The sequence below is a fragment of the Nostoc sp. genome, assembly GCF_036917375.1.
In the GTDB taxonomy this organism is placed as follows: Bacteria; Cyanobacteriota; Cyanobacteriia; order Cyanobacteriales; family Nostocaceae; genus Nostoc.
The window spans coordinates 67,344-91,715 of record NZ_JBALDN010000093.1 but is presented as its reverse complement, the minus strand read 5'-3'; the positions used below and the strand labels follow the sequence as shown (position 1 = coordinate 91,715).

Sequence of the window (24,372 nt, the reverse complement as noted above, 5' to 3'; positions counted from 1 at the left end):
CTGACTTATTGTCTGGTTTTATGAATGCTGTTCTAAAACACTTTTAGTAACACTGGTTTCTGCTCTTGTATAAAGATATGTTTCCGGGACAGTGACTTTTTGGGTTTTAAAAGTTTTTTCTGCCCGATGCCAAAAGTCTGTATCCTCTCCATAGTGGATGTTTTCAAAGCCCCCTAACTCAAAAAATACTTTTCTCTTGCCGAAAAATGTCGGGCCTAAAACACATTCTCGCAAATTAATTGTTTTACCTGGCTGAAAATAATCTGCCACAAAAATCTCTTCATCACTGGCAAATCCCCCTTCAATTAAATCAATTTCTGGATGATTTTTCATGTATTCCAGTCGTGATTCTAGATGATTGGGTTTGTAAGCATCATCACTATCGAGAAGTGTAATATATTTGCCAAAGGATGCCTGAATCCCAGCATTTTTAGCGTAAGCTTGTTTTTTATTTTGATGTTTGAGATATCGTATATTAGAAAATTTCTGGACATAAGAATTGACAATTTCAAAGGTATTGTCTTGACTACCATCATCAACTACAATCAGTTCCCAATCTTTAAATGTTTGATTGATAACACTATTAATGCCATTATCTAAATATTTGGCGCGATTGTAAGTACAGATGACAACCGATATTTCTGGAACTGAATCAAATTTTATTGGACTCATAATAGATTGACACTAAAATTAAGTATTAGTATATTTACCACAGCATTTAGCAGATTATTCTGTGAGTGGATTATGACTGTTTCACCTTAAGCGGATCTGATTTTAACTTAGATGGGGATGCGCGATCGCTAATATTCCCGCATCCCCATTTAAAGTTACCTCTACTCCCACTGGTAAGGCTGCATTGGGATTATCGTGTCCAAAAGGCAAATCGGAGACAATGGGAATCCCTAAATCGCCCAAGCGATCGCGCAATACTTCTTCTACACTAAAACTAGATATAGTTGGTGGCGCTTCACAACGAGTAAAACCGCCCAACGCAATACCGCAGACTTGAGACAAAGCACCACTCAAACGCCACTGCGTCAGCATCCTATCAATCCGATAAGGTGCTTCCGTAACATCCTCAAAGGCCAGAATTACACCATCTAGATGTGGCAAGATTGGTGTACCCAAAAGGTGAGTAGCCACCGTGAGATTACCTGGTAATAAAGTACCATTCACCACACCACCACCCCAACCGCAACCTTTGAGAGGGGTAAAAGAACTACCTTCTACCCAATCAAATAATCGCTTAACTGACCAATCTTGCTCATCTGCCAAAGTTGTCATTACAGGGCCGTGAACGCCGGAAATTCCTGCTGTATAAAGGCTCCATAATAAAGCTGTGATATCAGAAAAGCCTATGAGCCACTTGGGAAGCCCTGATGGCCAATTCCAATTTTCTAAGATGCGGGTGCTGCCAAAACCACCTCTGGCACAGAGAATACCACGACAATCAGGATCTTGCCATGCTGCTGCTAGCTGTTGACGGCGATTTTCGTCTGTCCCTGCTAGATAACCCCATTTGTCATCTATCTGAGGACTGACTTTTAATTGATAACCACGCGATCGCCAAATTTCTAGACTCTGTTTAAATTCCTCGAATTCTCGCAAAGCACCACTAGGGGCAATTACTCGTAGTAAGTCTCCAGGTTTTAGGGGCGGTGGTAAGATTTTGGTTGGCATGAAAAAAGTTATGAGTCAAAAGTATAATAGACTTCTTGCAGAAGTGGGGAAAAGGTTAAGGGTTAAAGGGTAAAGGTATGGAATTTTCCCTTACCCTTTAACCTTTAACCTTTCCGCAATATCTTGCAAAAGTAACTTTTGCAAGATGTCTAATATTAACAATGCTGCAACTGTGTTAACAACACAACAACTTCATCAATTGCCTGCCGTATTACAGTTGCAGATTGATCCGACTGATTCACGATAATACTAAAAACTAGCGGCTCATATTTCGGCGCATTCATATATCCAGATAGAGAAACTACACCCGTTAACGTACCCGTTTTTGCTTGCACAATGCCCTCAGCAGGTGTATCTTGAAAGCGGCCTTTCAGAGTTCCACTTTTGCCAGCCACGGGTAAAGATGCGCGATATATATACGCTGTTGGGGTTTTTGCCATTCCCCGTAGAGTTTGGACAAAAGCTTCTGGTGTCACTAAGTCACGACGTGATAAACCTGAACCATCGACCAAAATATAATTAGCTGGATCGACCCCCAATTTAGTTAAACTTGCTTTGACAACTTCTAAACCGACATCAGCACTAGTCTGATTTTTCAGTCTAGTCTTTTTCACAGCTAATGCTCTCAGCAATGCTTCCGCATAAAGATTATTACTATTTAAATTAGTTTCTGCTAATAATTCAGCTAAAGGTGGCGACTCTACAAATGCTATTTCCCTTTGATTCACACCACCATTTACTACTAATGTTTGTCCCAAGTTAATTTTTTCTGTTGCTAAGGCAGTACGGAAACGTCGTAAGAAGTAATAATTAGGGTCAACTACAGGCAAATCTATTAAAGATTCTTCAGAATTCGTTGTCAGTTGTCCTTGAATTCGTAATACTGTTCCTGATAATTCGCGGGTAACATTGACATAGCTCGGTTGATTTTGAGGGACGGTTACTGACTGATTAATTATCCGCCACTGTTTTTCTTCGCCAGGATCGAGCCACAGCACTTGCAAAGATTTACCTACAGCCTGTGGTACAAGTTTAAAGCTAAAAATATTTTTATTTAGAATAAAGCTGCTGACTGGTACGCCATCACTTGACTGCACATCTTCCCATTGCCAGGTGGGGTTAACAATATCACCTTGAATATAACTATCATCAGCACTCAACTGCTGAATTTGAGTAATACCTTTCTGTTTTAACTGCTGTGCCAATTTTTGCAGTTCAGCATCACTTAAACTAGGATCTCCCCTACCGACAACACGTAAAACACCATTGCCATTCTGATAAATAGAGGTGCGAATCCGAAAATTAGCACCCAATTCCTGCAACGCGGCTGCTGTTGTCAGCAATTTGAGGTTAGACGCAGGAGTAAAATATTTTTGAGCATCTCGACTGTAAAGAGTTGGCCCCGTTGACAGAGGTTGTATCAAAATTCCCCAGCGCCCCCGACTAAATAAGGGACGATTGATTACAGCATCTATAGCTGTTCCCAGTTGACTAGAGCAAATTGATTTTGTGGTAGTTGTTGGTGCAACTGGGGTTTGTGCTTTTGCAATAGAACTAAATCCTATCTGGCTAGTCAAAAATATTAACAAAACACCCAGTGGTTGATTTAAAGTCTGAAGTCTCACCAATTTTCCTTATCCCAAAGACAGATATTTTCACCTTGCGAAGAACTTCTTTCCGGAGAGAGAAGAATTGGCTCAGTAAAGTTACTTAATTAGTATAGGGAAGATGTTCACATGTTTCATAGATGGGCGATGTCTACGACGGGCTGCGCCTACGCACAACTATAATTTATGGGACTACAAAATCGAAACCTAAGTCAACCTGCACATACAGAAATACGAAATCGAGGCAATGGTGTGAGTACATTTTTATCTGGTGTAGCTGTATTACTCTCTACTTTGGCTTTGGGATGTAGCGGCTATGTAGCTTATGAAGTTTTTACGTTGCGGCAGACACTAAATGCTACTAGTACAGCCAGTAATACCATTCCCACTCAAGTTGCAAGTCCTACAGCTACAATTTCTCCACAAGCAACAGTATCACCATCCCCAGCGAGTGCTACAACTTCAGCAATTAGTCCTGGTCAATTTGTGCAGCCTGCTTTTGGCAAAAAGGCAGAAGTTGAGTTACTTTCAGCAAAACGAATTAAAGATCCAGAAACTGGAAACCGCGATGTGGTAAATCTGCAAATGCGGATTCGTCGCCTTGCCACAGACGGAGTTGTTGGTAGCGATATTATCTCGGTTGCTAGTACAACAGCCCGCAATCCTGACACTAGCGTAACCTACAAAGGAGTTGCTCTTAATCGCTCAACAGGAAGCGTTTCTTTGTTCCAAGTGCGTCCACAAGCCTCCGCAGATGCTTATATCTGGCTAAGAGTTCCCGATGGTATCAATAATTTGGACATTTTTGTGCCAGATACAGCCGCATTTAAAAATGTACCAATTTCATTTTAACTAGCTAACTGATATCAAATGACTCCCCATCAAAGGGAGTCATTAGTCGTTGATTATACAAGATAATGCTTTAGTTCTCTAAACAGTAGCCTGCAACTGTAAGCAGCAGTCTGAGAGATAACCAAATTTCCAAAACCTTTTTTAATTACTTTCTCTTTCACTCCACGAGCAATGTTGCTGACTGCCATTGATGCAGTTTTAGTGTTGCTTCTAACTGTGGTTGAAGTTCTTTATTAACCATTGGTAAGAGCTTATCCCAAAATAATTTTAAATATTTTAAATAAACAAGAATTCTAAGATCACAAGGTTAGCGAATAGGTAACAGGGCATTCTAATTGATATCAATTGTCCAGTATAGAAAATAATCGGATGCGCTAACATCATCAGTTTTGCAGCAGAACTGTAATTTTCAGCATTAATTAGGGAAATATAAGTTTGATTAACTTTGCAATTATCGCAATGCTGATTCGGAGTGTTATCAGAAATGTTAACTCAAGGTTAAGGATTTAAAGTATGTTATCTATACATACCATGACGAATGCTAATAATCTGAACTTGCGATTAGAGTCTACTTTGCAAGAATTACCACTTTGGTCTGTTTACGTCGAAGCAGATAGTCCAGCAAATGATTTGAATACACTCTTTAAGCAAGAACCTTTACTACCAGGAATTATCCTGGTGAAAAATCATGACTATCTGGGGATGATTTCTCGACAAAGATTTTTTGAACACATGAGCCGTCCCTATAGTTTTCCACTATTTTCTAAACGACCTGCGATTAATCTGATTAACTTTCTTCAGCCAGATGTATGTATCATTTCTGAGGATACGCTGATTGTAGAAGCAAATAAGGTAGCATTGCAGCGAGAACCTCAATTTGTATACGAGCCGATTTTAATAGAAACTCAGTTAGGTAGTTATAAGCTACTCGATTTCCATCATTTACTTTTAGCTTATTCCCAAATTCATATTTTAACATTAGCTCAACTAGAGAAAGTAGAAGAACAATCTAGAATTGCTAAAGTAGGTTTTCGTACACTTAAGAATAACTATGCGCGATTAATTCAAAATGAAAAAATGGCTGCTTTAGGACAACTTGTTGCTGGCATTGCACACGAAATCAATAACCCTGTGAACTTTATCGCTGGCAACCTTGTTTATGCACTCAACTACACTCAAGATTTACTACAGTTAATTAGCCTATACCAACACCATTATCCTGCACCAGTGGCAGAAATTGAAGACGCGATCGCAGAAATAGAACTAGAATTTTTAACTGCTGATTACCTCAAGCTTCTTGATTCTATGAAGTTTGGTACTGAGCGTATCCAAGAGATAGTTCTTTCATTGCGTAACTTCTCTCGCCTCGATGAATCTGATAAAAAAATAGTTGATATTCATGAAGGTATTGATAGTACTCTAATAATATTACAAAGCCGTCTCATAAATCAGCAAACAGGTCAGCTAATTACTATTGATAAAGAGTATGGAAATCTCCCTCTGGTAGAATGCTATCCTGGTTTAATAAATCAAGTGTTTATGAATATTCTATCGAATGCGATTGATGCTATATTCGAGAGTTTTGAATCAGCTTATTCAACTCTAAAATCACCTGTAATTCGTATTCGTACTGAAGTCACAGACAATCAGCAAGTAGTGATTCGCATTGCCGATAATGGTACTGGAATTCCCAAGGATATACAAAAGCGATTGTTTGACCCCTTCTTCACCACTAAACCCGTCGGTAAAGGCACTGGGTTAGGGTTATCTATCAGCTATCAAATTATTGTAGAAAAACATTGTGGTCAACTGCAATGTATATCTACCATAAAAGAAGGAACCGAGTTTATTATTACAATTCCTGTCGAACTTAATTCCTGAAAAGTTAGTTAAAAAATCTCTATTTTGGGTAAATACTAATCGTTCTATGCTTTTTTGCGAGTACTTCGACGCGTAGGTGCTGGGATAGCTGGTTCATAAGCCTTGAGTCCGCCATCGCCCGTAAAAATTTCTACTTGAAATGTGCTACTGGTTTTGGCGTAATATTCGGCCACAGTCTTAATTGTCGCATCTCCGATAGAAATTTTTCTAGATGCTAGAGTAGGCCATTCAGTAGCCAGTTGTTTCAATTGCTCTGAGTTCCAAAGTTCACCTACTTGAGTTTCAAAAACTCCCCAAGGTATAACTCCATCTGCTACTTTTACTAAAATATTACCGAAAGCTTGAGCAATTTCGTATCGCTTAGAGTTAGCTTGTGCAATATGATTACCAGTTTCTATAATTGTTGCTATTGGTAGTATAAACTTTGCACCTTGTTTTTCTTCTGCCTGAAAACGGGCTTCAACTCTTTTTTTATCCCATTTATCGTTATCAGAACCACAAGTCTCTTTACCAGGTACACCTAAATAAACGCAAAGTATTGATGTGTCAATAATCAAAACCTTTCTCATATTTAACTTTATTTATTATCAGAAAGGCTCTTTTCAATTGCACCTTTAGTTGCTAATCTGCCTAAAGTACCTGATGCTAACAAAAGAGGAAGATTTTCAATATCTTCTAAAAGAGTTAGTTTGCTTTCTCCAGTTTCAGAATCGCGGTGTGCGACAACCACAAAAGGAATTATCTCTGGGCCTAAAGCATCAAGTAAAGCTGGGTTGTGAGTAGTAAGTAAAATATCAATTTTTCTTTTGCTGCCAATCTCTCGCAGTATTCTTACCAGTAATTCTGCACGCGAGGGATGAAGCCCGTTATCTATTTCTTCAATTACTAGTTGACTTCCTTCTGGCTGCGTAAGCAATGCTGTGAGTATTGCTATAAAACGTAAAGTTCCATCGGACATAGTTCTAGCATCAATCGCCGTTGGATCTTGACCAGGTTTCCATTGTTCTTGACAATAGAGCATTGCATCAGTACTAAATCTACCCACTTTTTCTGCCCATACTTTTTGAATATCACCTTCTGGTAAATCTTGGACGTAGGTAGATAGCGTTGATTCTACTTTTTCTTTCCGTTCATCAGGTAACGTTGCTAGCACACCCGCAATATTAGATGCATTACTTTCAAAAGTGTCGGACAGGCGTGAGTAATCACGCATTTTTGAAGGGACAGGATTGAGAATTAATATATTTTCTAACTTAGAAATTACGCATTCTTTAACTTTTTGATTTAAAGTGATATATTCATTATATATGTTTTGGAATTCTTCAGTTCCAACGTAGATTTCAGAAATGTTTTTGCCATTTAAATATTTTGATAAGTTTATCATTTCATCCATATTGATAGGATAATTCACTTCTTTTAAACCACTTCTAGTTGGAAAATGCCAACTTTTAGTGGTAATTATATTTAGAGAATCATTTAAAATATTTTCACTCAATATTTTAGGCTCGATATATTCTTCTATAATTCTAATTTCAGGTATTGTTTGAACTTTTATAACATATAAATAATCAATTTTTTCATCTTCGCCTGCAACCAACGCTTTTAATGTAAATTCTTTTTCCGGTTTAAGTGCAGCCCACTCTATACCGCCACGAATAGATGAAAGTATTTTATCTCCGGCTAAAGCCGCTTCAATATTCTCACCTCGTGCTATTCTTTGCAAGAATTCCAAAGCTTCAAGCACATTAGACTTACCACTTGCATTTGTCCCAATCAGAACAGTCAACGGGTCAAGTGGAAGCTCGGCATAACGGAAACTTTTCCAATTTTCAAGAATGAGTTGTTTAAGCATGATCAACTCCAAAACTCTACCTACTTAAATTTAGCTCCTAACAGTGGCGTTGGCAAAGCCCGCCGTAGGCATCGCACAATTTTTTCATCCTTCAACATCCCACCCAAAAAACAGCAAAGCCAGCAGACAAAGTAAAAAATTGCGTAATTACTCTATCTAACTGGCTACCTCTCACTGTGATTTTGGCGATTTATTTTTCTGGCGGTAAATCTACACTGTAAACAGTCTTCCCAGCCAAGTTACGCAGTGTTACTGTCATCACTTTTGTATTTCCATCAATTTTAACTCCTCCAAAGAATTGCAAACCTTCACTTGGGGGTCGATTTGCTTTTGTACCTGGAGGAAGACTTTGAAATACTAATTGTGGACCAAAGGTATTTTCCAATTCATTGGGACCAAATGTACCAGAGTTAAGCGGCCCAGCAACAAACTCCCAAAAAGGCTTAAAGTCGGTAAACTGTGCTTTGGCGGGGTTGTAATAGTGAGCGGCTGCGTAATGTACATCAGCAGTTAACCAAACAACATTCTGGATATTCTTATTTTTGATAAATCGTAGTAAATCAGCAAGTTCTAATTCTCTTCCTAAAGCTGGGCCATTTCCATTAGCCCAAGCTTCAAAATCAGTGCTACCGTCTTTAACTATAAGTCCCAAAGGCATATCACTAGCAATCACTTTCCATGTTGCTTTTGATGACAGCAATTGTCTTTTCAACCATTGCACTTGTGTTTTGCTCAAAAAGTCTGTTTTTTTACTTGCTACTGGCTGATTATTGGGGGAATTTGGCCCCCGATAGGTGCGCTCATCCAGCATGAAAATGTCTAATAATGGACCATAGTTGAAAGAGCGATAAATTTTCGCTTTATCTGGGCTTTCATATCCAATAGGCAGATATTCTAAAAATGCTTGTCTTGCCCTTTGAGCTAGTAAGTTAACATCCTTAACTGTATAACGGTCATCGTTGAGGATAATTTGTCCAGGATACCAATTGTTTCTTGTTTCGTGGTCGTCCCACTGTGCCAATATGGGAACTTCAGCATTGAAACGCTTGATATTTTTATCCAGCAAATTGTAGATATAGTTACCACGATATTCTGTGAGAGTTTCTGCTACTTTGGATTTTTCTGGTGTCGTGATGTTTTTCCAAATTGTGCCGTCGTCTAGAGTTACTTCTGATTGAATCGGGCCATCAGCATAAATATTATCGCCCGAATGAATGAAAAAGTCGGGATGAAGTTGGCGCATAGTTTCGTAAATTTTCATCCCACTAAAATCAGGATTAATTCCCCATCCTTGACCGGCAGTGTCACCACCCCACACAAAGAATATATCTCGTCCAGATTTGGGGGGAGTTCGGAAAGTACCATAAAAAGGAGCGCTGCAAGTCCGTTGATAATCTAAATCTTGGAAAATCACCCGATAAAATAATTTTTGGTCTGGTGGTAGATTCTTCAGATAAAGTCGTGCTGTAAAGTCGCTATTTTTTAAAGCATTAGGCCCCACAACTCGCTGCACATTGCGAAAAGATTCGCTGGTAGAATATTCTACAATCATTTTGGCAGGGCGATCGCTCCGACTCCAAATCACGATGCTATCGTTAGATATATCTCCGCTAGCTACGCCATAAGGTATGCCAGGACGCATTCTATCAGAGGTGATAATTGCAGGTGCTTCCCCAAAAACTGGTGATTTAGCGACAAAATTTGTGGAAATAATTCCGCCAGCAGTGATAGCTGAATGTAGCAAAAACTGACGCCGATTTAGCTTCAATGGGTGATGAGATTCCATACTAAATAACAGCAACCTTAAACTAAAGTATTACAGGATAAGTGTTTACCACACCTTGTTATGTCAACAAGTAAAGATTGAGTTATCTAAGGGTTAATAAAATATATTTAGTTTGATGTAATCAGAATGGTAGTCTTGATTATGAACTGGTGTGAGCAAATTTATCCATGACCGAACAAAAAAGGATATAGAGCAACTAAATTTATTTATGAGTTGGTTAATTTTTAATTTTTAATTTGGAGCGAAGCGACGTGACTGCTGCTGTATTTCTAGAAAATGTCTACAAGTTTTACAACAATGTACCTGTAGTCAATGACCTATCATTCCAAATTGAAGCAGGGGAGATATTTGCTCTACTTGGCCCGAACGGTGCGGGTAAATCCACCACAATTAGGATGCTGACTACACTCACAAAACCGTCCCAAGGACGCATAGAAGTAGGTGGATATGATGTTACGAGCCAAGCAACGTTGGCAAAACAGAGTATTGGTGTAGTTTTGCAACAAGTCAGCGTGGATAATGATTTAACCATCTGGGAAAATATGGAACTACACGGGAGACTACATCACATTAGTAACCCGCAGCGACAAAAATTGATTAATCAATGGCTAGAGTATGTTGAGCTAGCAGAAAAACGCGATGATTTAGTAAAAACCCTGTCTGGGGGTATGAAACGACGGTTGCAGATTGCGAGAGCTTTATTGCATCAACCGCAAATTTTGTTTTTAGATGAACCAACGGTAGGACTAGACCCCCAGACTAGGCGACGCCTCTGGGAAATTATTCGAGATTTAAATAAACAAGGGATGACGATGCTACTAACGACCCATTATATGGATGAGGTCGAATTTTTGTGCGATGCCTTTGGTTCTACCAAGCCAGGACGCATCGGTATTATGGATAGCGGTAAGCTGATTTCTTTGGGAACTTTACAACAGCTGCGTTCTGCTCACGGTGAAGGTTTAGTGATGAAACAATTAGGTGTATCTAATGTGGGAAGTGATAGCGCTCGTAATTGGGAATATCTGTTTTTCCCATCATTGGAAGCAGCAAATATCTACTTGAATGAACAGCCCGATAAAACCGGAATGATGGTGCGTCCCTCTAATCTGGAAGATATTTTTGTGGAATTAACGGGACGCCAGTTAGATTAACCTCATCCTCCTAACTGCCGTAGCATGGCTTCTACCCTTTCTACGCCATCTGGGTCATTGCGCCGCTTGTACAAATCACGGGCTTTCTGAAGCAAGCTGTTTGCTTGTTTGGCTTGTCGTCGCTGTTTATACATCGAACCCATCAACTCATAAGTCTGGGCGTTGTTTTTATCCAAGTCGATTGCTTGTTGGTATGCCCAGGTAGCAGCATTATAGTCTCCCATGCGGGATTGGGTTACAGCCAATCCTAAATAGGCGTTGACGTTGTTACGGTTCAACTGTATGGCACGACGATAACCTTCCTTTGCCCCACGGGTGTCGCCCAAATTGGCTTTGATGTAACCCACAGCGTAGTAAAAATCACTATTGTTTGGGTTGATACCGATCGCTTTACGATAAGCTGCTAATGCTGCTTGGTAATTTCCCTGTTGAGCGTATAAATACCCAATACCTGAATGAATTTTAGCATTCTTCGGATCTAAACTAGCTGCTTGCTGATAAACAGCGATCGCACCACCATAATCTCCAGCATTCACTAACCTCCGTCCTTCCTCCAGTAATTGCTTTAACTCTGGGTTTTTGGCTTGCGCCACTAATACCTGAGCCTGAGCTACTGAAGGTAGGGTGAAAGTAAAACATCCTAGTAACACCACACTAAACACGAATGATGTTGGCTTGTACACAGTAAATTTCCTGAAATTTTAGAGGACTTTTTTCTTGTACATTAAAACAAAAATATGGACTTTTGAAAACTGTATTTCTTCGTATTGATTCAGATGTTAATAGTTCATTTTCTTTTCTTTTACATTTAGCACTACATAACAGAGTTTTTACTGAAGGATGAAGTGTCAGCGATCGAAGGCAGGTGGAGATACCATACATATAAACCAGTACTATAACAAAACTACACATTTTTTAATCAGTAGTTATACGTGTTACCCAGAAAAACTCAACAGGAATCTGACTTCATCCTAGATTTTGATACAGCAAGCTTATAGGCTTTGACGTTTATTCCTATTTTTATTTCATTTAAAAGCTTGCTGACTCTGTATCCAATTTTATGATATTTTTAATCCTTGATACTACCCTTTGAGAAGTTTTCATTCAGGCATTTACATCCTTTTTTGGTCATTCAAAGATAAGATAAATTTAAACTGTAAAATGTTACATTAATCTGTTTAGAACAAGACTAACCCCAAAGTGCAATCTAAAATTGTATGAAAGGATGTTTATCAAACCTATATTCTGTAATAATAGTTACAATTGTTAAAGTGTTTATCAAAATACTTTAATAATAAATATCAAGATATATTCTATATAGGAGGTTAATTTATGATTATAACTACCACTGATGTCATTCAAGGAGCCGTGATTGAATCATATTTAGGCATTGTGACAGCAGAAGTCGTCTATGGCAGCAATTTCTTACGAGATTTTTTGGCTGGGATTCGAGATATTATCGGTGGACGCACTGGTAGCTATGAGCGTCTATTTGAGCAGGGTCAACGCAAGGCACTAGAAGAATTAGAACAACGCGCACAACGTTTAGGAGCAAATGCTGTAATTGGGATTGAAATTGATACTGGCACAATCAATCTTGACCAGTCAGGAGTTCTTTTGCTGATTACTGCCACAGGCACTGCTGTGAGGATGCGTTAGTTTTTGATGATTTTTACTTTTGACATTCATTACACAGCTTTAGTTAGATTAAGTCTAATGGCGTACATCTTTAAAGCTGGTTTTTGATAGCTAGCTAATAGTTATATTTTAAGTTAAAAGTTTTTAAATGGAAATCTTAGGAAAAGTACATAAATGAACACTAAACTATATTAAAAATTGTTAAACAAAGTTTGTTTTTTCTAGCTAAAGACAGACCTATTAAATCTTTCTATCGATAGAGATTAAAACAGAACATTTAGTTATTTAATTTGAAGCATAAACATGAATATACCCGAGCAGGAACTTTGCTGAAACAGCACTGGAGAACATAAGCGATGTCATACGTAAATCGGACAGGCAATGACGTTATATCTACTGATACTGTGGTAGCAGGTCGAGTAGCCGAATATCACGACCGTGTTCGCTGGGGGCCAATTATTGCTGGTTTGTTGGTTTCTTTAGCTACACAATTAATTTTGAGTTCTATCATTGCTGCGGTTGCGGCAGGCACAGTTGCAGGTTCAGGTGCACCCAGAACAATTGCTCCTAACGCTGCGGGTAATGCGGGGCTTTGGTCAACTATCGCTTTACTAATTTCCCTGTTTACTGGTGGTTGGGTTACAGCCCGCGCTTGTGGGCCGATGAACCGTAATACAGCTCTTCTTAACGGCGCAATTCTTTGGGCAACGACTTTGGCAGTTAGCTCATGGCTTTTAGCAAGTGGAGTATCTGGTGCTTTTGGTGTTGCTGCTTCTAACGCTGGGGAAGTCATAAACCAGGTACAACAGCAAGGTGGTGTTAATGTACCACAAGCAAACATAAGTGCCCAACAAGCTCGTGAAACGGCAGCTAATATACGTTCGGGATTGTGGTGGTTTGTGTTTGGTTCTTTGTTGGGTTTAATAGCCTCAATGATTGGAGCCGTAACTGGCGCTCGTACTCCTCGTACTAACACTTACAATACTTAAATAATTGTTTGAAAAATCAAATGTTATTTATAAATAAAAAAAAGCACCTTGAAAAAGGTGCTTTTTATTTATAGCACAATACAGTTGTTAAGCCTAAAACTCAACTTATACGAGGTTGGGTTGAGGAACGTAGCTTGCTACAATTTTCTTAACTGAACATGAAATGCAAACTTTACTACCACAGTTTACCATTTCAGATATGAACCTTCAATTCCCTGCTCGCGTCGAATTTTGCCATCTTTTTCAAACCAGGCAATTACTTGCTGCGCGGTCAAATCTTCAATAGTAACACCGTACTCTTGGGCAATATGTTTCAAAAGCTTCAGTGATGAAATTGTCAATCTTGTTAAAAACTTTTCTGGGGAAGACAACAACGCCGCATCTACTTTTGCTGACTCTTCCAAAGTTAAAAATTGTGCCGATGGTTGCTGTGTTGGTACATCCATAAATGCTATCTCAAACTTAGTTGATTATTGATAATAGGTAGTTGCTATTTAGCTATTATCCATTACCAGGGCTAGATGTAAACCGAGTTTATCTATGATAATTTTACTGGCGAATTTGTACTAAATAGCCACAACGGTGTTCGCCATCAATAATCCAGTGGGTGCGCTCTACGTTACAATCGGGTAAGACGGCTGCAAACATTTCTAATTCGTGACCGCAGATGCTGGGGAAAGACTCGGCAACGTTAGAAATAGCGCAGTTATGCTCCATTAAGATAAAGCGATCGCTCTCAAAGGAGTCATTTACATCAACAGGATGACACTCTGCCATGAAGCCTTCCGCTTTTCTTAACTCTACTAAGTTGGCTACACGTTCTCGCAGTGAACCGTTACCGACGCGATCGCGGTATTCTTTGGCTTTGCGCTGCCACTGTTTCTCTAAAATCGATTTAAATTGGTCGTGTCCTACCGTTTCGGCTAAGGTGTCTAGCAACGAAACCGCAAAATTTCCGTGGCCATCACCAAAGCGATCGCTCATTGTTCGATGCAAGCGATCGCGTCCTTGACGACTCAATTCATAAAGATGCTGCGGACGCCCCATCCCCGTTGCCTGCACTGATGTCGAATACAAAACTAGCTCCTCCGTCTCCAAATCTTTGAGATGGCGACGAATAGCTTGGGGGGTAACGTCTAAAACTTCAGCTAGCTCCAAAGCCGTTGCTTTTTCGTGTTTGTGCAGATATTCTAGGATATCTTGCTTGGTTGAGGACTGGTGGGTAGTCGCCATCTTCATGTGGTGCGAGACGTTCAGCGAACGCCCCAAAAATTAATTTCTTTCAAAATTTGACCGTGCCGATTTTGGATTTTGGATTTTGGACTTCGACTTCGCTCAGTCGAACGATTTTGGATTAAAAAAGTTTTCTAGTATATGCCCCGCTACGCTATCGTCAATCTAAAATCCTTGAGCCAAGCACCCTTGTGGTCTCTTTCAATCCCAAATTGCAAATCTAAAATCCAAAATTGTTTGACTTTGACAACATTGTTGTTGTTAATTTAGCGTAAAATGAAGATAGATTAAACAACATAGCTGTTGTTTTACTCTCCACCACTATTCTAGCAGCCGTGTAACCATTCCGTAACGGTAGATGGGAATCGGCTAAAGAAACCCCGTCTCCCATCCTTATAGAGAGATTCAAGTTCCGAACACGAGAGATTATTACTGATGAGTGCCACTGTCAAAACCTTAGTCAACCAACCCTACAAGTACGGCTTTGTCACCGACATTGAGGCCGACACTATTCCGCGTGGACTAGACGAGGACGTTATCCGCTTGATCTCCTCTAAGAAGAACGAGCCGCAGTTCATGCTGGACTTTCGCCTCAGAGCTTATCGCCAGTGGCAAAAAATGACGGAACCAACTTGGCCGAATGTCAAGTATCCGCCAATCAATTATCAGGATATCATTTACTACTCAGCGCCAAAACGTAAGAAAGAAAAACTAAACAGCTTGGATGAAGTTGATCCAACCCTTTTAGAAACCTTTGAGAAGTTAGGCATTTCCCTATCTGAACAGAAGCGGCTGGCAAATGTCGCCGTTGATGCAATTTTTGATAGCGTTTCTGTCGCCACTACATTTAAAGAAAAGCTAGCGGAAGATGGCGTTATTTTCTGTTCGTTTTCGGAAGCGTTGCAAGAACACCCAGAGCTGATCAAAAAATATTTGGGTAGCGTTGTTCCCATCGCTGACAACTATTTTGCCGCCTTGAACGCCGCCGTATTTAGCGATGGTTCTTTTGTCTACATTCCTAAAGGCGTGAAATGCCCAATGGAACTGTCTACCTACTTCCGCATCAACTCTGGTGATACGGGACAATTTGAGCGGACTTTGATTGTCGCCGAAGAAGGTAGTTATGTTTCTTACCTCGAAGGTTGTACCGCACCAATGTATGACAGCAACCAGTTGCACGCCGCAGTTGTGGAACTCGTTGCCCTCGACAACGCCGAAATTAAATACTCCACCGTGCAAAACTGGTACGCTGGCGATGCTAATGGTAAAGGTGGTATTTACAACTTTGTCACCAAGCGCGGTTTGTGTCAGGGTGTAAATTCCAAGATTTCCTGGACTCAAGTAGAAACAGGTTCGGCAATTACTTGGAAATATCCTAGTTGTGTGTTGGTGGGTGATAACTCTGTGGGTGAGTTCTACTCGGTGGCGCTGACAAATCATCAGCAGCAAGCTGATACGGGTAGTAAGATGATTCACGTAGGTAAGAATACCCGCAGTACAATTATTTCTAAAGGAATCTCCGCAGGTAATTCTAGTAATAGCTACCGGGGTTTGGTGAAAGTTAATCCGACGGCTAAAGGGGCGAGAAATTATTCTCAGTGTGACTCAATGCTGATTGGGGATAATGCCCATGCCAACACCTTCCCTTATATTCAGGTGCAAAATAACGGTGCGAAGGTGGAGCATGAAGCTTCTACTTCTAAAATTGGGGAAGATCAGTTATTTTACTTTGCTCAACGAGGTATTTCTTCTGAAGATGCTATTTCGATGATGATTAGCGGCTTCTGTAAGGATGTTTTCAATCAGCTACCGATGGAGTTTGCTGTGGAAGCTGATAAGTTGTTGAGTTTGAAGTTGGAAGGCAGTGTTGGATAAATGGAAGCAAGGATAAACACAGAGACATCGGCTTTCTGTGTTTATCTTTAGGAAGAATGACGAACCGCAGAGGCGCAGAGAGCGCAGAGAAAGAGAAGGGAGAGAAGATGATTATTGAAAATAGTGAAGTTGTGCTGTCAGTACGGAATCTGACGGCTAATGTTGATGGGACACCGATTCTTAAGGGTGTGAATCTGGAGGTGCGATCGGGTGAAATTCATGCGATCATGGGGCCGAATGGTTCTGGTAAGAGTACCTTTTCTAAGGTGTTGGCTGGGCATCCGGCGTATGAGGTGACTGGCGGTGAGGTGATTTTTCAGGGGCAAAATTTGTTGGAGTTTGAGCCGGAGGAACGCGCTAGAAGTGGTGTATTTTTGGCGTTTCAGTATCCGTTAGAAATTCCGGGTGTGAGCAATTTGGATTTCTTGCGGGTGGCGTACAATTCTCGGCGGAAGGCGCAAGGTTTAGAGGAAATAGACGCTTTTGATTTTGACGATTTGATTGAGGAAAAGCTGGATGTGGTAAAGATGAATGCCAGTTTTCTCAGTCGGAGTTTGAATGAAGGGTTTTCTGGTGGTGAGAAAAAGCGGAATGAAATTCTGCAAATGGCGTTGCTGGAACCAAAGTTAGGAATTTTGGATGAAACAGATTCAGGTTTGGATATTGACGCGCTCCGAATTGTGGCGAATGGGGTAAATCAACTGGCAAGTCCAGACAATTCGACAATTTTGATTACTCACTATCAGCGATTACTTGATTACATTGTGCCTGATTTCGTGCATGTGATGGCACAAGGGCAGATTATTACGAGTGGTGGTAAAGAACTGGCGCTGGAATTAGAGTCTCGCGGTTATGACTGGGTGCTGGAAGAATTTGCTGCTGGGGTGGGTGTGTAATGAATATTCAAGTATCTCCTAGTCCAATACCTAACTCAAATGCAGTCAGTTTAACATCGATGTTAGATAGAGATGATTATCTGACTGGGTTATTAAATCAAGTAACGGCAACTAAAACAGAAGGTTGGTTGCAGGAATTACGCCAAAGTGCTGCAAATTGGGTACGTCACTCGATTATCCCGACTACCCGCGAGGAAGAATGGCGATTTACTGATTTGTCGTCTCTACGAAAGGTGCAATTTAATAATGTAGAGGCGGGAAATTTTGCGTCTCTAGTATTTGATATTTTGCCAGAGGCGGCTAATAGTCGTTTGGTATTTGTTAATGGCGTTTTTGCGCCGGAGTTATCCGCAGTTTCAGATTTACCATCTGGAATTGTCGTGAGTAATTTGGCTGGTTTGTCTGCGGTTGAGCAGGAGGGTGTACGGCAGTATTTAGCTCAAGCTGAGGGAGCGCAGGAGGTTTTTACTGCTCTCAATACGGCTGGGATAACTGATGCTGCTGTGGTGTGGGTGAAGAAGAATGTGGTAGTTGAAACGCCAATTCATTTGGTGTTTATTTCGGTTGTGGGTGAGACGGCGATGATTTCGCAGCCGCGTTGTTTGGTGGTGGCGGAAAGTGGTTCGCAGGTGACGTTGGTTGAGGAATATACGAACCGCCAAGACACCAAGAGCGCGGAGGACGGAGTTTATTTAACTAACGCGGTTACGGAAATTTGGGTTAGTGAAAATGCCCAAGTTAGTCACATTAGGGTTGAGCAAGAAGGTGCAGAGGCTTTTCATATTGGGAAAACTGCGATCGCACAAGCTCGTGATAGTCGATATACTTGTCATGCCATAACTTTAGGTGCGAAGTTGTCACGGCACAACTTGGAGATTTTACAAACTGGTGAGCAGACACAAACCACTCTCAATGGTTTGACGATAATTTCTGGTAAGCAGTTGTCTGATACTCACAGTGCGATCGCACTTAACTATCCTCACGGTACAAGTGACCAATTGCATAAATGTATTGTAGGCGATCGCGCTCATGCGGTGTTCAATGGTAAAGTTTTTGTACCCAAACCAGCGCAGTTAACAAATGCGTCCCAGTTGAATCGCAATTTGCTACTATCATCGAAAGCCAGAGTTGATACCAAACCCCAATTGGAAATTACTGCGGATAATGTAAAGTGCGCTCACGGTGCTACCGTTAGCCAATTGGAAGATGATGAAATATTTTATTTGCAAAGTCGAGGAATTGATGAAAACGATGCTCGGAAGTTGTTAATTAACGCCTTCGCTGCTGAAGTTATCAACCAAATACCGATTCCCTCTCTGCGAGAAATCCTTTTAAACACAGTGAATAATCTCAAGTCCCTGACTAATGAGTAATAACGTAATCTACCAATGACTTTTACTCCTACCAAAACCCTTGCTGATAAAGTTCGCGCTGACTTCCCGATATTGCATCAGGAAGTCAATGAGAAACCCTTGGTTTATCTCGATAATGCTGCGACATCGCAAAAGCCTTTGTTCGTATTAAATACCCTGCGGGATTATTACGAGCAATATAATGCTAACGTGCATCGAGGTGCCCATACACTGAGTGCTAAAGCTACTGATGCTTATGAAGGTGCTAGAGATAAAGTTGCCAAATTCATCAATGCTGCATCGCGTCAGGAAATCGTCTACACGCGCAACGCAAGCGAAGCGATTAACCTAGTAGCCTATAGCTGGGGAATGAATAATTTGCAGCCTGGGGATGAAATTATTCTGTCGGTGATGGAACACCACAGTAATATTGTGCCTTGGCAATTGGTGGCGCAAAAAACGGGTGCAGTACTTAAATTTGTGGAATTAACACCAGAAGAAACTTTTGATTTGGAACAGTTTAAAAAGCTGATTTCCGAAAAAACAAAGTTAGTGTCGGTGGTGCATATTTCTAATGCTTTGGGTTGCATTAATCCAGTGGAAGAAATTGGTGCGATCGCTCACAGCTACGGTGCTAAATTCTTAGTTGATGCTTGCCAAAGTGTTCCTCATTACCCTGTAGATGTGCAGAAGATAGATTGTGATTGGTTGGTAGCATCTGGTCATAAAATGTGTGCGCCAACTGGGATAGGATTTCTGTATGGCAAGTTGGAATTATTAGAATCAATGCCACCATTTTTTGGTGGTGGTGAAATGATTGCAGAGGTGTATTTAGACCATTCAACTTATGCAGAATTACCGCATAAATTTGAAGCTGGGACACCTGCAATTGGGGAAGCGATCGCACTTGGTGCTGCGATAGATTATCTTAGCAGTATCGGCATGGATAAAATCCACGCCTACGAAGCAGAATTAACCGCTTATTTGTTCCAACAATTAGAGCAAATTCCCCAAATTATAATTTACGGCCCCAAACCAAATGCAAAAGGTGAAGGGAGAGCCGCTCTTGCATCGTTCACAGCCGGAGAAGTCCACGCCAACGACTTATCTACATTATTAGATCAAGAAGGCGTTGCTATCCGTTCTGGACACCACTGCACACAACCATTACACCGTTACTTAGGTCTTGCTGCAACCGCACGAGCAAGTCTATCTTTCTACAACACCCGCGAGGAAATTGATATTTTCATCAAAGCACTGAAAGAAACTCTCGACTTTTTTGCAGGTTTCCTTGCTTAAAGTTACAAAATATTTAGATACTAATTGTGCCAAATATCAGCAAAATCTTGCTAATATTTGGCACAATTTAATTATCTGGATTATTTACAGGAGCAACTAAAGTGTCATACAGTGACTTTACTTTATATAGAGTTAGAAAAACCTTTGGTTTAACTATTTATGATAAAGTTGATATATTTGCATCTGTACATGAAGTAGAGTGTCCAGCATTACTTGTAGAAATATTGCAGGAAAATGTACCTTTGGCTCTTGCTAGTAATACTGAAAAATCACGTTCAGAGATGATTATTGCGCCTATTTTAATTGCTGTAAGGAAATATTTAAATAATCAAATAAGTTTATTTTCTGGTATCGATTTTACTGTTGATTCCGCACAAGGTTTAAATGGAAATTGCGATTTTATTATTAGTCGTTCATCAGAGTTACTAATTCTGAATGCACCAGTTGTCACAATTGTAGAAGCTAAAAAAGAAAATATCAATGCAGGATTAGGTCAGTGTGTAGCAGAGATGTTAGCAGCTAAATTGTTTAATGAACGTGAGGGTAATAACATTCAGGCAATTTATGGAACTGTCACCACTGGAACTAACTGGAAGTTTTTGAAACTTATTGGGCAAGTGATTGAAATTGACTTGAGCGAGTATTATATTAATGACATAGGTAAGATTATCGGGATTTTATCTAACATCCTGACAGAAGAAGTATTTTAACTAATTCTGGAGGTTTAACAAGTTTTGTGGTGAAGTCTAAATTTTGTTACAAATCTTAATTACGAATTTCGTTAGCGTAGCCTTAGCGAGTCATTGAGCGTCATTACGAATTATTTTAATATGCTTGTCAAGTCAACGGTTGGTGAACAAAGAACAGTGCTACATAACATTAGCTGGGAAACCTTTGAAGCCTTGTTGAGAGATACGGGTGAAGATAGAGTTTCTCGGTTTGCTTATGATTGCGGTGTTTTAGAAATCATGACTCCACTTTTTGAACACGAAAATCCTAAAAGTAATTTTGGTAATTTTATTATTGCTTTGGCTGAAGAATTAGGAATTGAAGTGAGAAGTGCTGGTTCAACAACATTGAAGCGGAAAATATCAAAGCGGGGAATAGAACCAGATACTTGCTACTATATTCAGAATGAACTAGCTATCAGGGGTAAGCAAACTTTAGATTTAGAAAATGATCCGCCGCCTGACTTAGCAATTGAGATTGACATTACCAGTAGTTCTGTCAACAAATTGGGGATTTATTCAGCGTTGGGTGTAACTGAACTTTGGAGATATGATGGGCAAAATTTAAAATTTTATCAGTTGATAGAAGGGCAATATGTGGAGTCTGAGTTTAGTATTGCTTTTCCTTTAGTATCAGTAAATGAAATCAGCAAATTTATTCAACAAAGTAAAGATATGGGGGAAATTGCTTTGCTGAAATCATTTCGCGCTTGGGTGAGGGACAACATAGATTAGTTGAGGCAGAAATTATCGATGTAACCATTGCGCTCAACAATAAGAATACTATTTAGGTATTATAGTGATTGTATAAGCTGCTTTGTATTTATAGAAATCCTTAAAATCTTAATTTATGTAAAGTATATAGAAATCTTCTCCATTAATTTTAATTAGGCGTTTATTCTTTTCAATAAGATTTCCTAATTCTGTATTAGCATAATGTAGCATTCTATGATGATTGGGACACACAATAATAACATTATCTGCTTCTTGCGAACCTTCCTTAGATAATTGAATTAAATGATGACCTTCTGAGTAAAAACTTCCATCAGCTTTTTGAAAAGTGAACTTACAATTTTCAAATTGACACTGATTATTATATTTATCCTTTAGTTTATCTATAATTTTTTTATACCTTTTAATCCGAGTTACACGAACTTCTTCTGTTTCATTTATTAAATCCTGAAAATCTTCTAGAATTTGATTTTCATATTGTAATATATCTATTTTTCGTTTCTGACTTCCATTAATTAGTTGTATTACATATTCATCTAGGTTAACTCGGCAAATAGTTCCTTGAAAATGCTTCCCTATCTTTAATAAACTTGTATCTATTCCACTTGCTTCTAAAGGCTGCTGTTGTAAATTTAAACAACACCATTTACCTTTAACAGGTCGTTCTTTATATGTTGTGTCTCTTGGCTGAGTTACTTGAGCTTTGGAAAAACACCACCATAACTTGTCTTCAAAAAAAGTTATCCATAAAGTATCTTCACCATTTAGATAAAAATAACGTATTTGTTTAAGGTCGTTTGTTGCTACTCCTTTAGGTTTACCACTACGGAAAATTTTTAATTGTTCTTCTACTGCACTCCATCTTTTATCAATACAAAGTTGATGAGATATCTGTTTATAACTCAGCCGAAGAGTGTTATCCTTGTAAATACAATCTTTTTGCCATTCGTTTTTTCTACCTAGATTAATATATAGTACTTGGTTTACTTGGCTATCGTTTATTTTCATAAATTTTTTAGCTTATTAAAGACTCTTAATAATTACTTTGCCGCTACGAGAACGTATTAAGTAATTAAGTCAAAACTCTTACTATTGTCTATTGCTGAACTAATCAACCAAATCTGTACTAACACATAAAATTTATGACGCCAAGCTCACCTGATTTTTCACAGTGAATCCTCTAGCTCCTAAAAAGCGTGGCTTTTTCCACAGGAATTTAAATGTATGGTGTGTTGTCGTGCAGCGCAATGCACCGTCAACAATTCCAGGTGGGTTAGCCTACGGAATAACACAACGTTAATTGCTACAACGTGCGAAACCCGCGCAATGCAGTGGCTCCCCTACATTAAATTTATATTTATTCATGATATATATTGAATTGTTCTGGGCGACTTAACTTAATCGCACCCCGCAAAATCAACTCAAAGAATCTGGATCTATCCCCAACCTTCGCAATTCCTGTGCTAGTCTTTGAGCGCGTTCTTCAGCAGTGGTAGCCCGTTGTTCAGCAGCGATCGCTCGCTCTTCTGGTGTTAAATATCTGACTCCTTCTTTGTCATACCAATACAACCAATCCCGCGTAATTCCCTGATAGGTTTCCCATTCATAACCAATTGGTAAACCTATCTCTGATAAGCAAACGAAATTTCCTGGTTGCAATACATATTCACCATTTACAAAGCGATAACCTTCTAAAGGTGGTTTTCTCCGGCGTTGGGGATTGTAAACAACATAATACAAAACCTCTATATCCTCTTAGTCTCTCGATTTTTACAACTCATTTAGGATTGCTATAGTTAGAAAAACTTTTAGTTTAACAGAGTTAAAGATAAGATCGGCAAAAATTTTAATTGCTGAGTTGGGATGTGCAATAAGACACCAGGGGTCTTTCTTGAAAATTGCTGTAACTGTGGCTATGGCATTCACGGCATCCATACCATAACTCATAAAGAAATCTACCATACTCTCATCAACAATTGAGTACCACTGAGAACCTAGAGACCACTCATTTTGATAGTTATATCTAAACTGTAGTCTTTGTAAATACCAGTGGCGTAGGCGCAGCCCGTCGTAGACATCGTTTAGTAAAATCCATCATGTTCCGCTTGGGCTATCTAGTTTGTACTAAAGTTAACTTTATTCAACCAAGAACTGTTAGTTAACGGTTGGTTACTGTTAGTACAAGCAGCAATGACGCTGCTATTAATTCAGATAGAAGCGTATTGAATAAAACTATAGCGACTAAGGCGATGAATTGTTGTTGATGACGATGATAACAGATTCATAAAACAGTATGATGCTCTCTCCTATCTGCCGTTGTAGCTGAATCTAAATGTACATTCTAGAATCAACTTTTGATTCACTAGGGAATAGGGCTGAATTTCTAAAGCACGTTGAAAAGCTCTGATAGCTTGACTATACTCTCCTAGTGCTGCATAACATAAGCCCATACCATGAAGCGCCCCAAAATGTATTGGATTTATCTGTACAACTATCTGACAATCTGCCAGAGATTTTTGATAATCGCCAATACTGTAATAGAGGAAAGCTCGACGATTCCAAGCTTCGGCAAAATCTGGCTGGTCTTTAATTAATGCTGTCAGCGCTGTTTCCGCTTCAGCAATTTCACCTGCATCTAGTAACTTTTGACTGCGGTCAATTATTTCCAGCCCATAGATTCCCTTTTGCTGAAACCAGATCCGCCAGATTTTTCTGGTTGCCTTGTCGCGCACTGTGGCATCCGGGTTTTTCAACTCTTCAAGTAAGGAATTGATAAATAAAGAATCCATGAATTTGAGATCAGTGAATATACCTTTGT

The 24,372-nt window shown here is 39.6% G+C and carries 22 protein-coding genes and 1 pseudogene; 11 read left to right on the top strand and 12 right to left on the bottom strand.

The window, feature by feature from the left end; translation table 11 throughout:
- Positions 1 to 18 precede the first annotated feature (18 nt).
- The 3 genes from V7K45_RS24340 to dacB all read right to left on the bottom strand — a co-directional run bounded on the left by V7K45_RS24340 (position 19) and on the right by dacB (position 3,305).
- The gene (locus tag V7K45_RS24340) at positions 19 to 672 is read right to left on the bottom strand and encodes a glycosyltransferase family 2 protein (RefSeq protein ID WP_335007520.1); all 654 of its coding nucleotides are present in this window, start codon (positions 670 to 672) and stop codon (positions 19 to 21) included.
- A 102-nt stretch (positions 673 to 774) separates the two neighbouring features.
- Positions 775 to 1,680: a S66 peptidase family protein gene (locus V7K45_RS24335; protein WP_335007519.1), complete on the bottom strand. Its 906-nt coding sequence runs from the start codon at positions 1,678 to 1,680 to the stop codon at positions 775 to 777.
- A 155-nt stretch (positions 1,681 to 1,835) separates the two neighbouring features.
- On the bottom strand, positions 1,836 to 3,305 hold the full coding sequence (gene dacB, locus V7K45_RS24330; protein ID WP_335007518.1) for a D-alanyl-D-alanine carboxypeptidase/D-alanyl-D-alanine endopeptidase: 1,470 nt from the start codon (positions 3,303 to 3,305) through the stop codon (positions 1,836 to 1,838).
- A gap of 234 nt (positions 3,306 to 3,539) precedes the next feature.
- Between dacB and V7K45_RS24325 the strand changes: the two genes are divergently transcribed.
- A complete protein-coding gene (locus V7K45_RS24325; RefSeq protein ID WP_335007567.1) occupies positions 3,540 to 4,139 on the top strand; it encodes a hypothetical protein in 600 nt (199 codons plus the stop codon).
- Between the two features lie 513 nt (positions 4,140 to 4,652).
- The gene (locus tag V7K45_RS24320; protein ID WP_335007517.1) at positions 4,653 to 6,020 is read left to right on the top strand and encodes a sensor histidine kinase; all 1,368 of its coding nucleotides are present in this window, start codon (positions 4,653 to 4,655) and stop codon (positions 6,018 to 6,020) included.
- A 44-nt stretch (positions 6,021 to 6,064) separates the two neighbouring features.
- Here the strand turns inward: V7K45_RS24320 and V7K45_RS24315 are convergent, their stop codons facing one another.
- The 3 genes from V7K45_RS24315 to V7K45_RS24305 form a co-directional block, all read right to left on the bottom strand.
- Positions 6,065 to 6,589 carry a hypothetical protein gene (locus V7K45_RS24315; protein WP_322699314.1) on the bottom strand — a complete coding sequence of 175 codons (525 nt, stop codon included), beginning with the start codon at positions 6,587 to 6,589 and terminating at the stop codon, positions 6,065 to 6,067.
- Between the two features lie 8 nt (positions 6,590 to 6,597).
- Positions 6,598 to 7,872, bottom strand: coding sequence for an AAA family ATPase (locus V7K45_RS24310; RefSeq protein WP_335007516.1), 1,275 nt, complete (start codon positions 7,870 to 7,872; stop codon positions 6,598 to 6,600).
- Positions 7,873 to 8,062: 190 nt separating this feature from the next.
- Positions 8,063 to 9,658, bottom strand: a complete 1,596-nt coding sequence (locus tag V7K45_RS24305; protein WP_335007515.1) for an alkaline phosphatase D family protein — start codon at positions 9,656 to 9,658, stop codon at positions 8,063 to 8,065.
- A gap of 251 nt (positions 9,659 to 9,909) precedes the next feature.
- Here V7K45_RS24305 and V7K45_RS24300 point away from each other — a divergent pair, with 251 nt between their 5' ends.
- Positions 9,910 to 10,812: an ABC transporter ATP-binding protein gene (locus V7K45_RS24300; RefSeq protein ID WP_335007514.1), complete on the top strand. Its 903-nt coding sequence runs from the start codon at positions 9,910 to 9,912 to the stop codon at positions 10,810 to 10,812.
- A gap of 2 nt (positions 10,813 to 10,814) precedes the next feature.
- Here V7K45_RS24300 and V7K45_RS24295 read toward each other — a convergent pair whose 3' ends face one another.
- Entirely contained in the window at positions 10,815 to 11,495 is a 681-nt protein-coding gene (locus tag V7K45_RS24295; RefSeq protein WP_335007513.1) for a tetratricopeptide repeat protein, read from the bottom strand.
- A gap of 649 nt (positions 11,496 to 12,144) precedes the next feature.
- Here V7K45_RS24295 and V7K45_RS24290 point away from each other — a divergent pair.
- Positions 12,145 to 12,471 (top strand): YbjQ family protein, encoded by a 327-nt coding sequence (locus tag V7K45_RS24290; protein WP_100900674.1) that lies wholly within the window; start codon positions 12,145 to 12,147, stop codon positions 12,469 to 12,471.
- 335 nt (positions 12,472 to 12,806) lie between these two features.
- Complete coding sequence (locus tag V7K45_RS24285) at positions 12,807 to 13,439, top strand: hypothetical protein (protein ID WP_335007512.1); 633 nt, start codon at positions 12,807 to 12,809, stop codon at positions 13,437 to 13,439.
- Positions 13,440 to 13,624: 185 nt separating this feature from the next.
- On the opposite strand, the gene V7K45_RS24280 is transcribed toward V7K45_RS24285, so the two are convergent.
- Together V7K45_RS24280 and sufR are read right to left on the bottom strand one after the other, a co-directional pair.
- Positions 13,625 to 13,885: a hypothetical protein gene (locus V7K45_RS24280; protein ID WP_335007511.1), complete on the bottom strand. Its 261-nt coding sequence runs from the start codon at positions 13,883 to 13,885 to the stop codon at positions 13,625 to 13,627.
- Between the two features lie 103 nt (positions 13,886 to 13,988).
- Positions 13,989 to 14,672: an iron-sulfur cluster biosynthesis transcriptional regulator SufR gene (sufR, locus tag V7K45_RS24275; RefSeq protein WP_335007566.1), complete on the bottom strand. Its 684-nt coding sequence runs from the start codon at positions 14,670 to 14,672 to the stop codon at positions 13,989 to 13,991.
- A gap of 435 nt (positions 14,673 to 15,107) precedes the next feature.
- Between sufR and sufB the strand changes: the two genes are divergently transcribed.
- The 6 genes from sufB to V7K45_RS24245 all read left to right on the top strand — a co-directional run bounded on the left by sufB (position 15,108) and on the right by V7K45_RS24245 (position 21,557).
- Positions 15,108 to 16,547, top strand: coding sequence for a Fe-S cluster assembly protein SufB (sufB, locus tag V7K45_RS24270; RefSeq protein WP_109009508.1), 1,440 nt, complete (start codon positions 15,108 to 15,110; stop codon positions 16,545 to 16,547).
- A 107-nt stretch (positions 16,548 to 16,654) separates the two neighbouring features.
- Positions 16,655 to 17,443 carry a Fe-S cluster assembly ATPase SufC gene (gene sufC / locus V7K45_RS24265; RefSeq protein ID WP_335007565.1) on the top strand — a complete coding sequence of 263 codons (789 nt, stop codon included), beginning with the start codon at positions 16,655 to 16,657 and terminating at the stop codon, positions 17,441 to 17,443.
- Entirely contained in the window at positions 17,443 to 18,816 is a 1,374-nt protein-coding gene (gene sufD / locus V7K45_RS24260; protein WP_335007510.1) for a Fe-S cluster assembly protein SufD, read from the top strand. The genes sufC and sufD overlap by 1 nt, the downstream gene beginning before the upstream one ends.
- A 15-nt stretch (positions 18,817 to 18,831) precedes the next feature.
- Positions 18,832 to 20,094, top strand: a complete 1,263-nt coding sequence (locus tag V7K45_RS24255) for a cysteine desulfurase (protein ID WP_335007509.1) — start codon at positions 18,832 to 18,834, stop codon at positions 20,092 to 20,094.
- Between the two features lie 101 nt (positions 20,095 to 20,195).
- Positions 20,196 to 20,804 carry a hypothetical protein gene (locus tag V7K45_RS24250; RefSeq protein ID WP_335007508.1) on the top strand — a complete coding sequence of 203 codons (609 nt, stop codon included), beginning with the start codon at positions 20,196 to 20,198 and terminating at the stop codon, positions 20,802 to 20,804.
- 120 nt (positions 20,805 to 20,924) lie between these two features.
- Entirely contained in the window at positions 20,925 to 21,557 is a 633-nt protein-coding gene (locus V7K45_RS24245) for a Uma2 family endonuclease (protein WP_335007507.1), read from the top strand.
- Positions 21,558 to 21,665: 108 nt separating this feature from the next.
- Here V7K45_RS24245 and V7K45_RS24240 read toward each other — a convergent pair whose 3' ends face one another.
- The 3 genes and pseudogenes from V7K45_RS24240 to V7K45_RS24230 all read right to left on the bottom strand — a co-directional run bounded on the left by V7K45_RS24240 (position 21,666) and on the right by V7K45_RS24230 (position 24,343).
- Positions 21,666 to 22,562, bottom strand: coding sequence for an HNH endonuclease (locus tag V7K45_RS24240; protein ID WP_335007506.1), 897 nt, complete (start codon positions 22,560 to 22,562; stop codon positions 21,666 to 21,668).
- 408 nt (positions 22,563 to 22,970) lie between these two features.
- Positions 22,971 to 23,306 (bottom strand): annotated as a pseudogene (locus V7K45_RS24235) (hypothetical protein); the annotation flags it as partial.
- A 554-nt stretch (positions 23,307 to 23,860) separates the two neighbouring features.
- The gene (locus V7K45_RS24230) at positions 23,861 to 24,343 is read right to left on the bottom strand and encodes a tetratricopeptide repeat protein (protein ID WP_335007504.1); all 483 of its coding nucleotides are present in this window, start codon (positions 24,341 to 24,343) and stop codon (positions 23,861 to 23,863) included.
- Between the last annotated feature and the right edge of the window lie 29 nt (positions 24,344 to 24,372).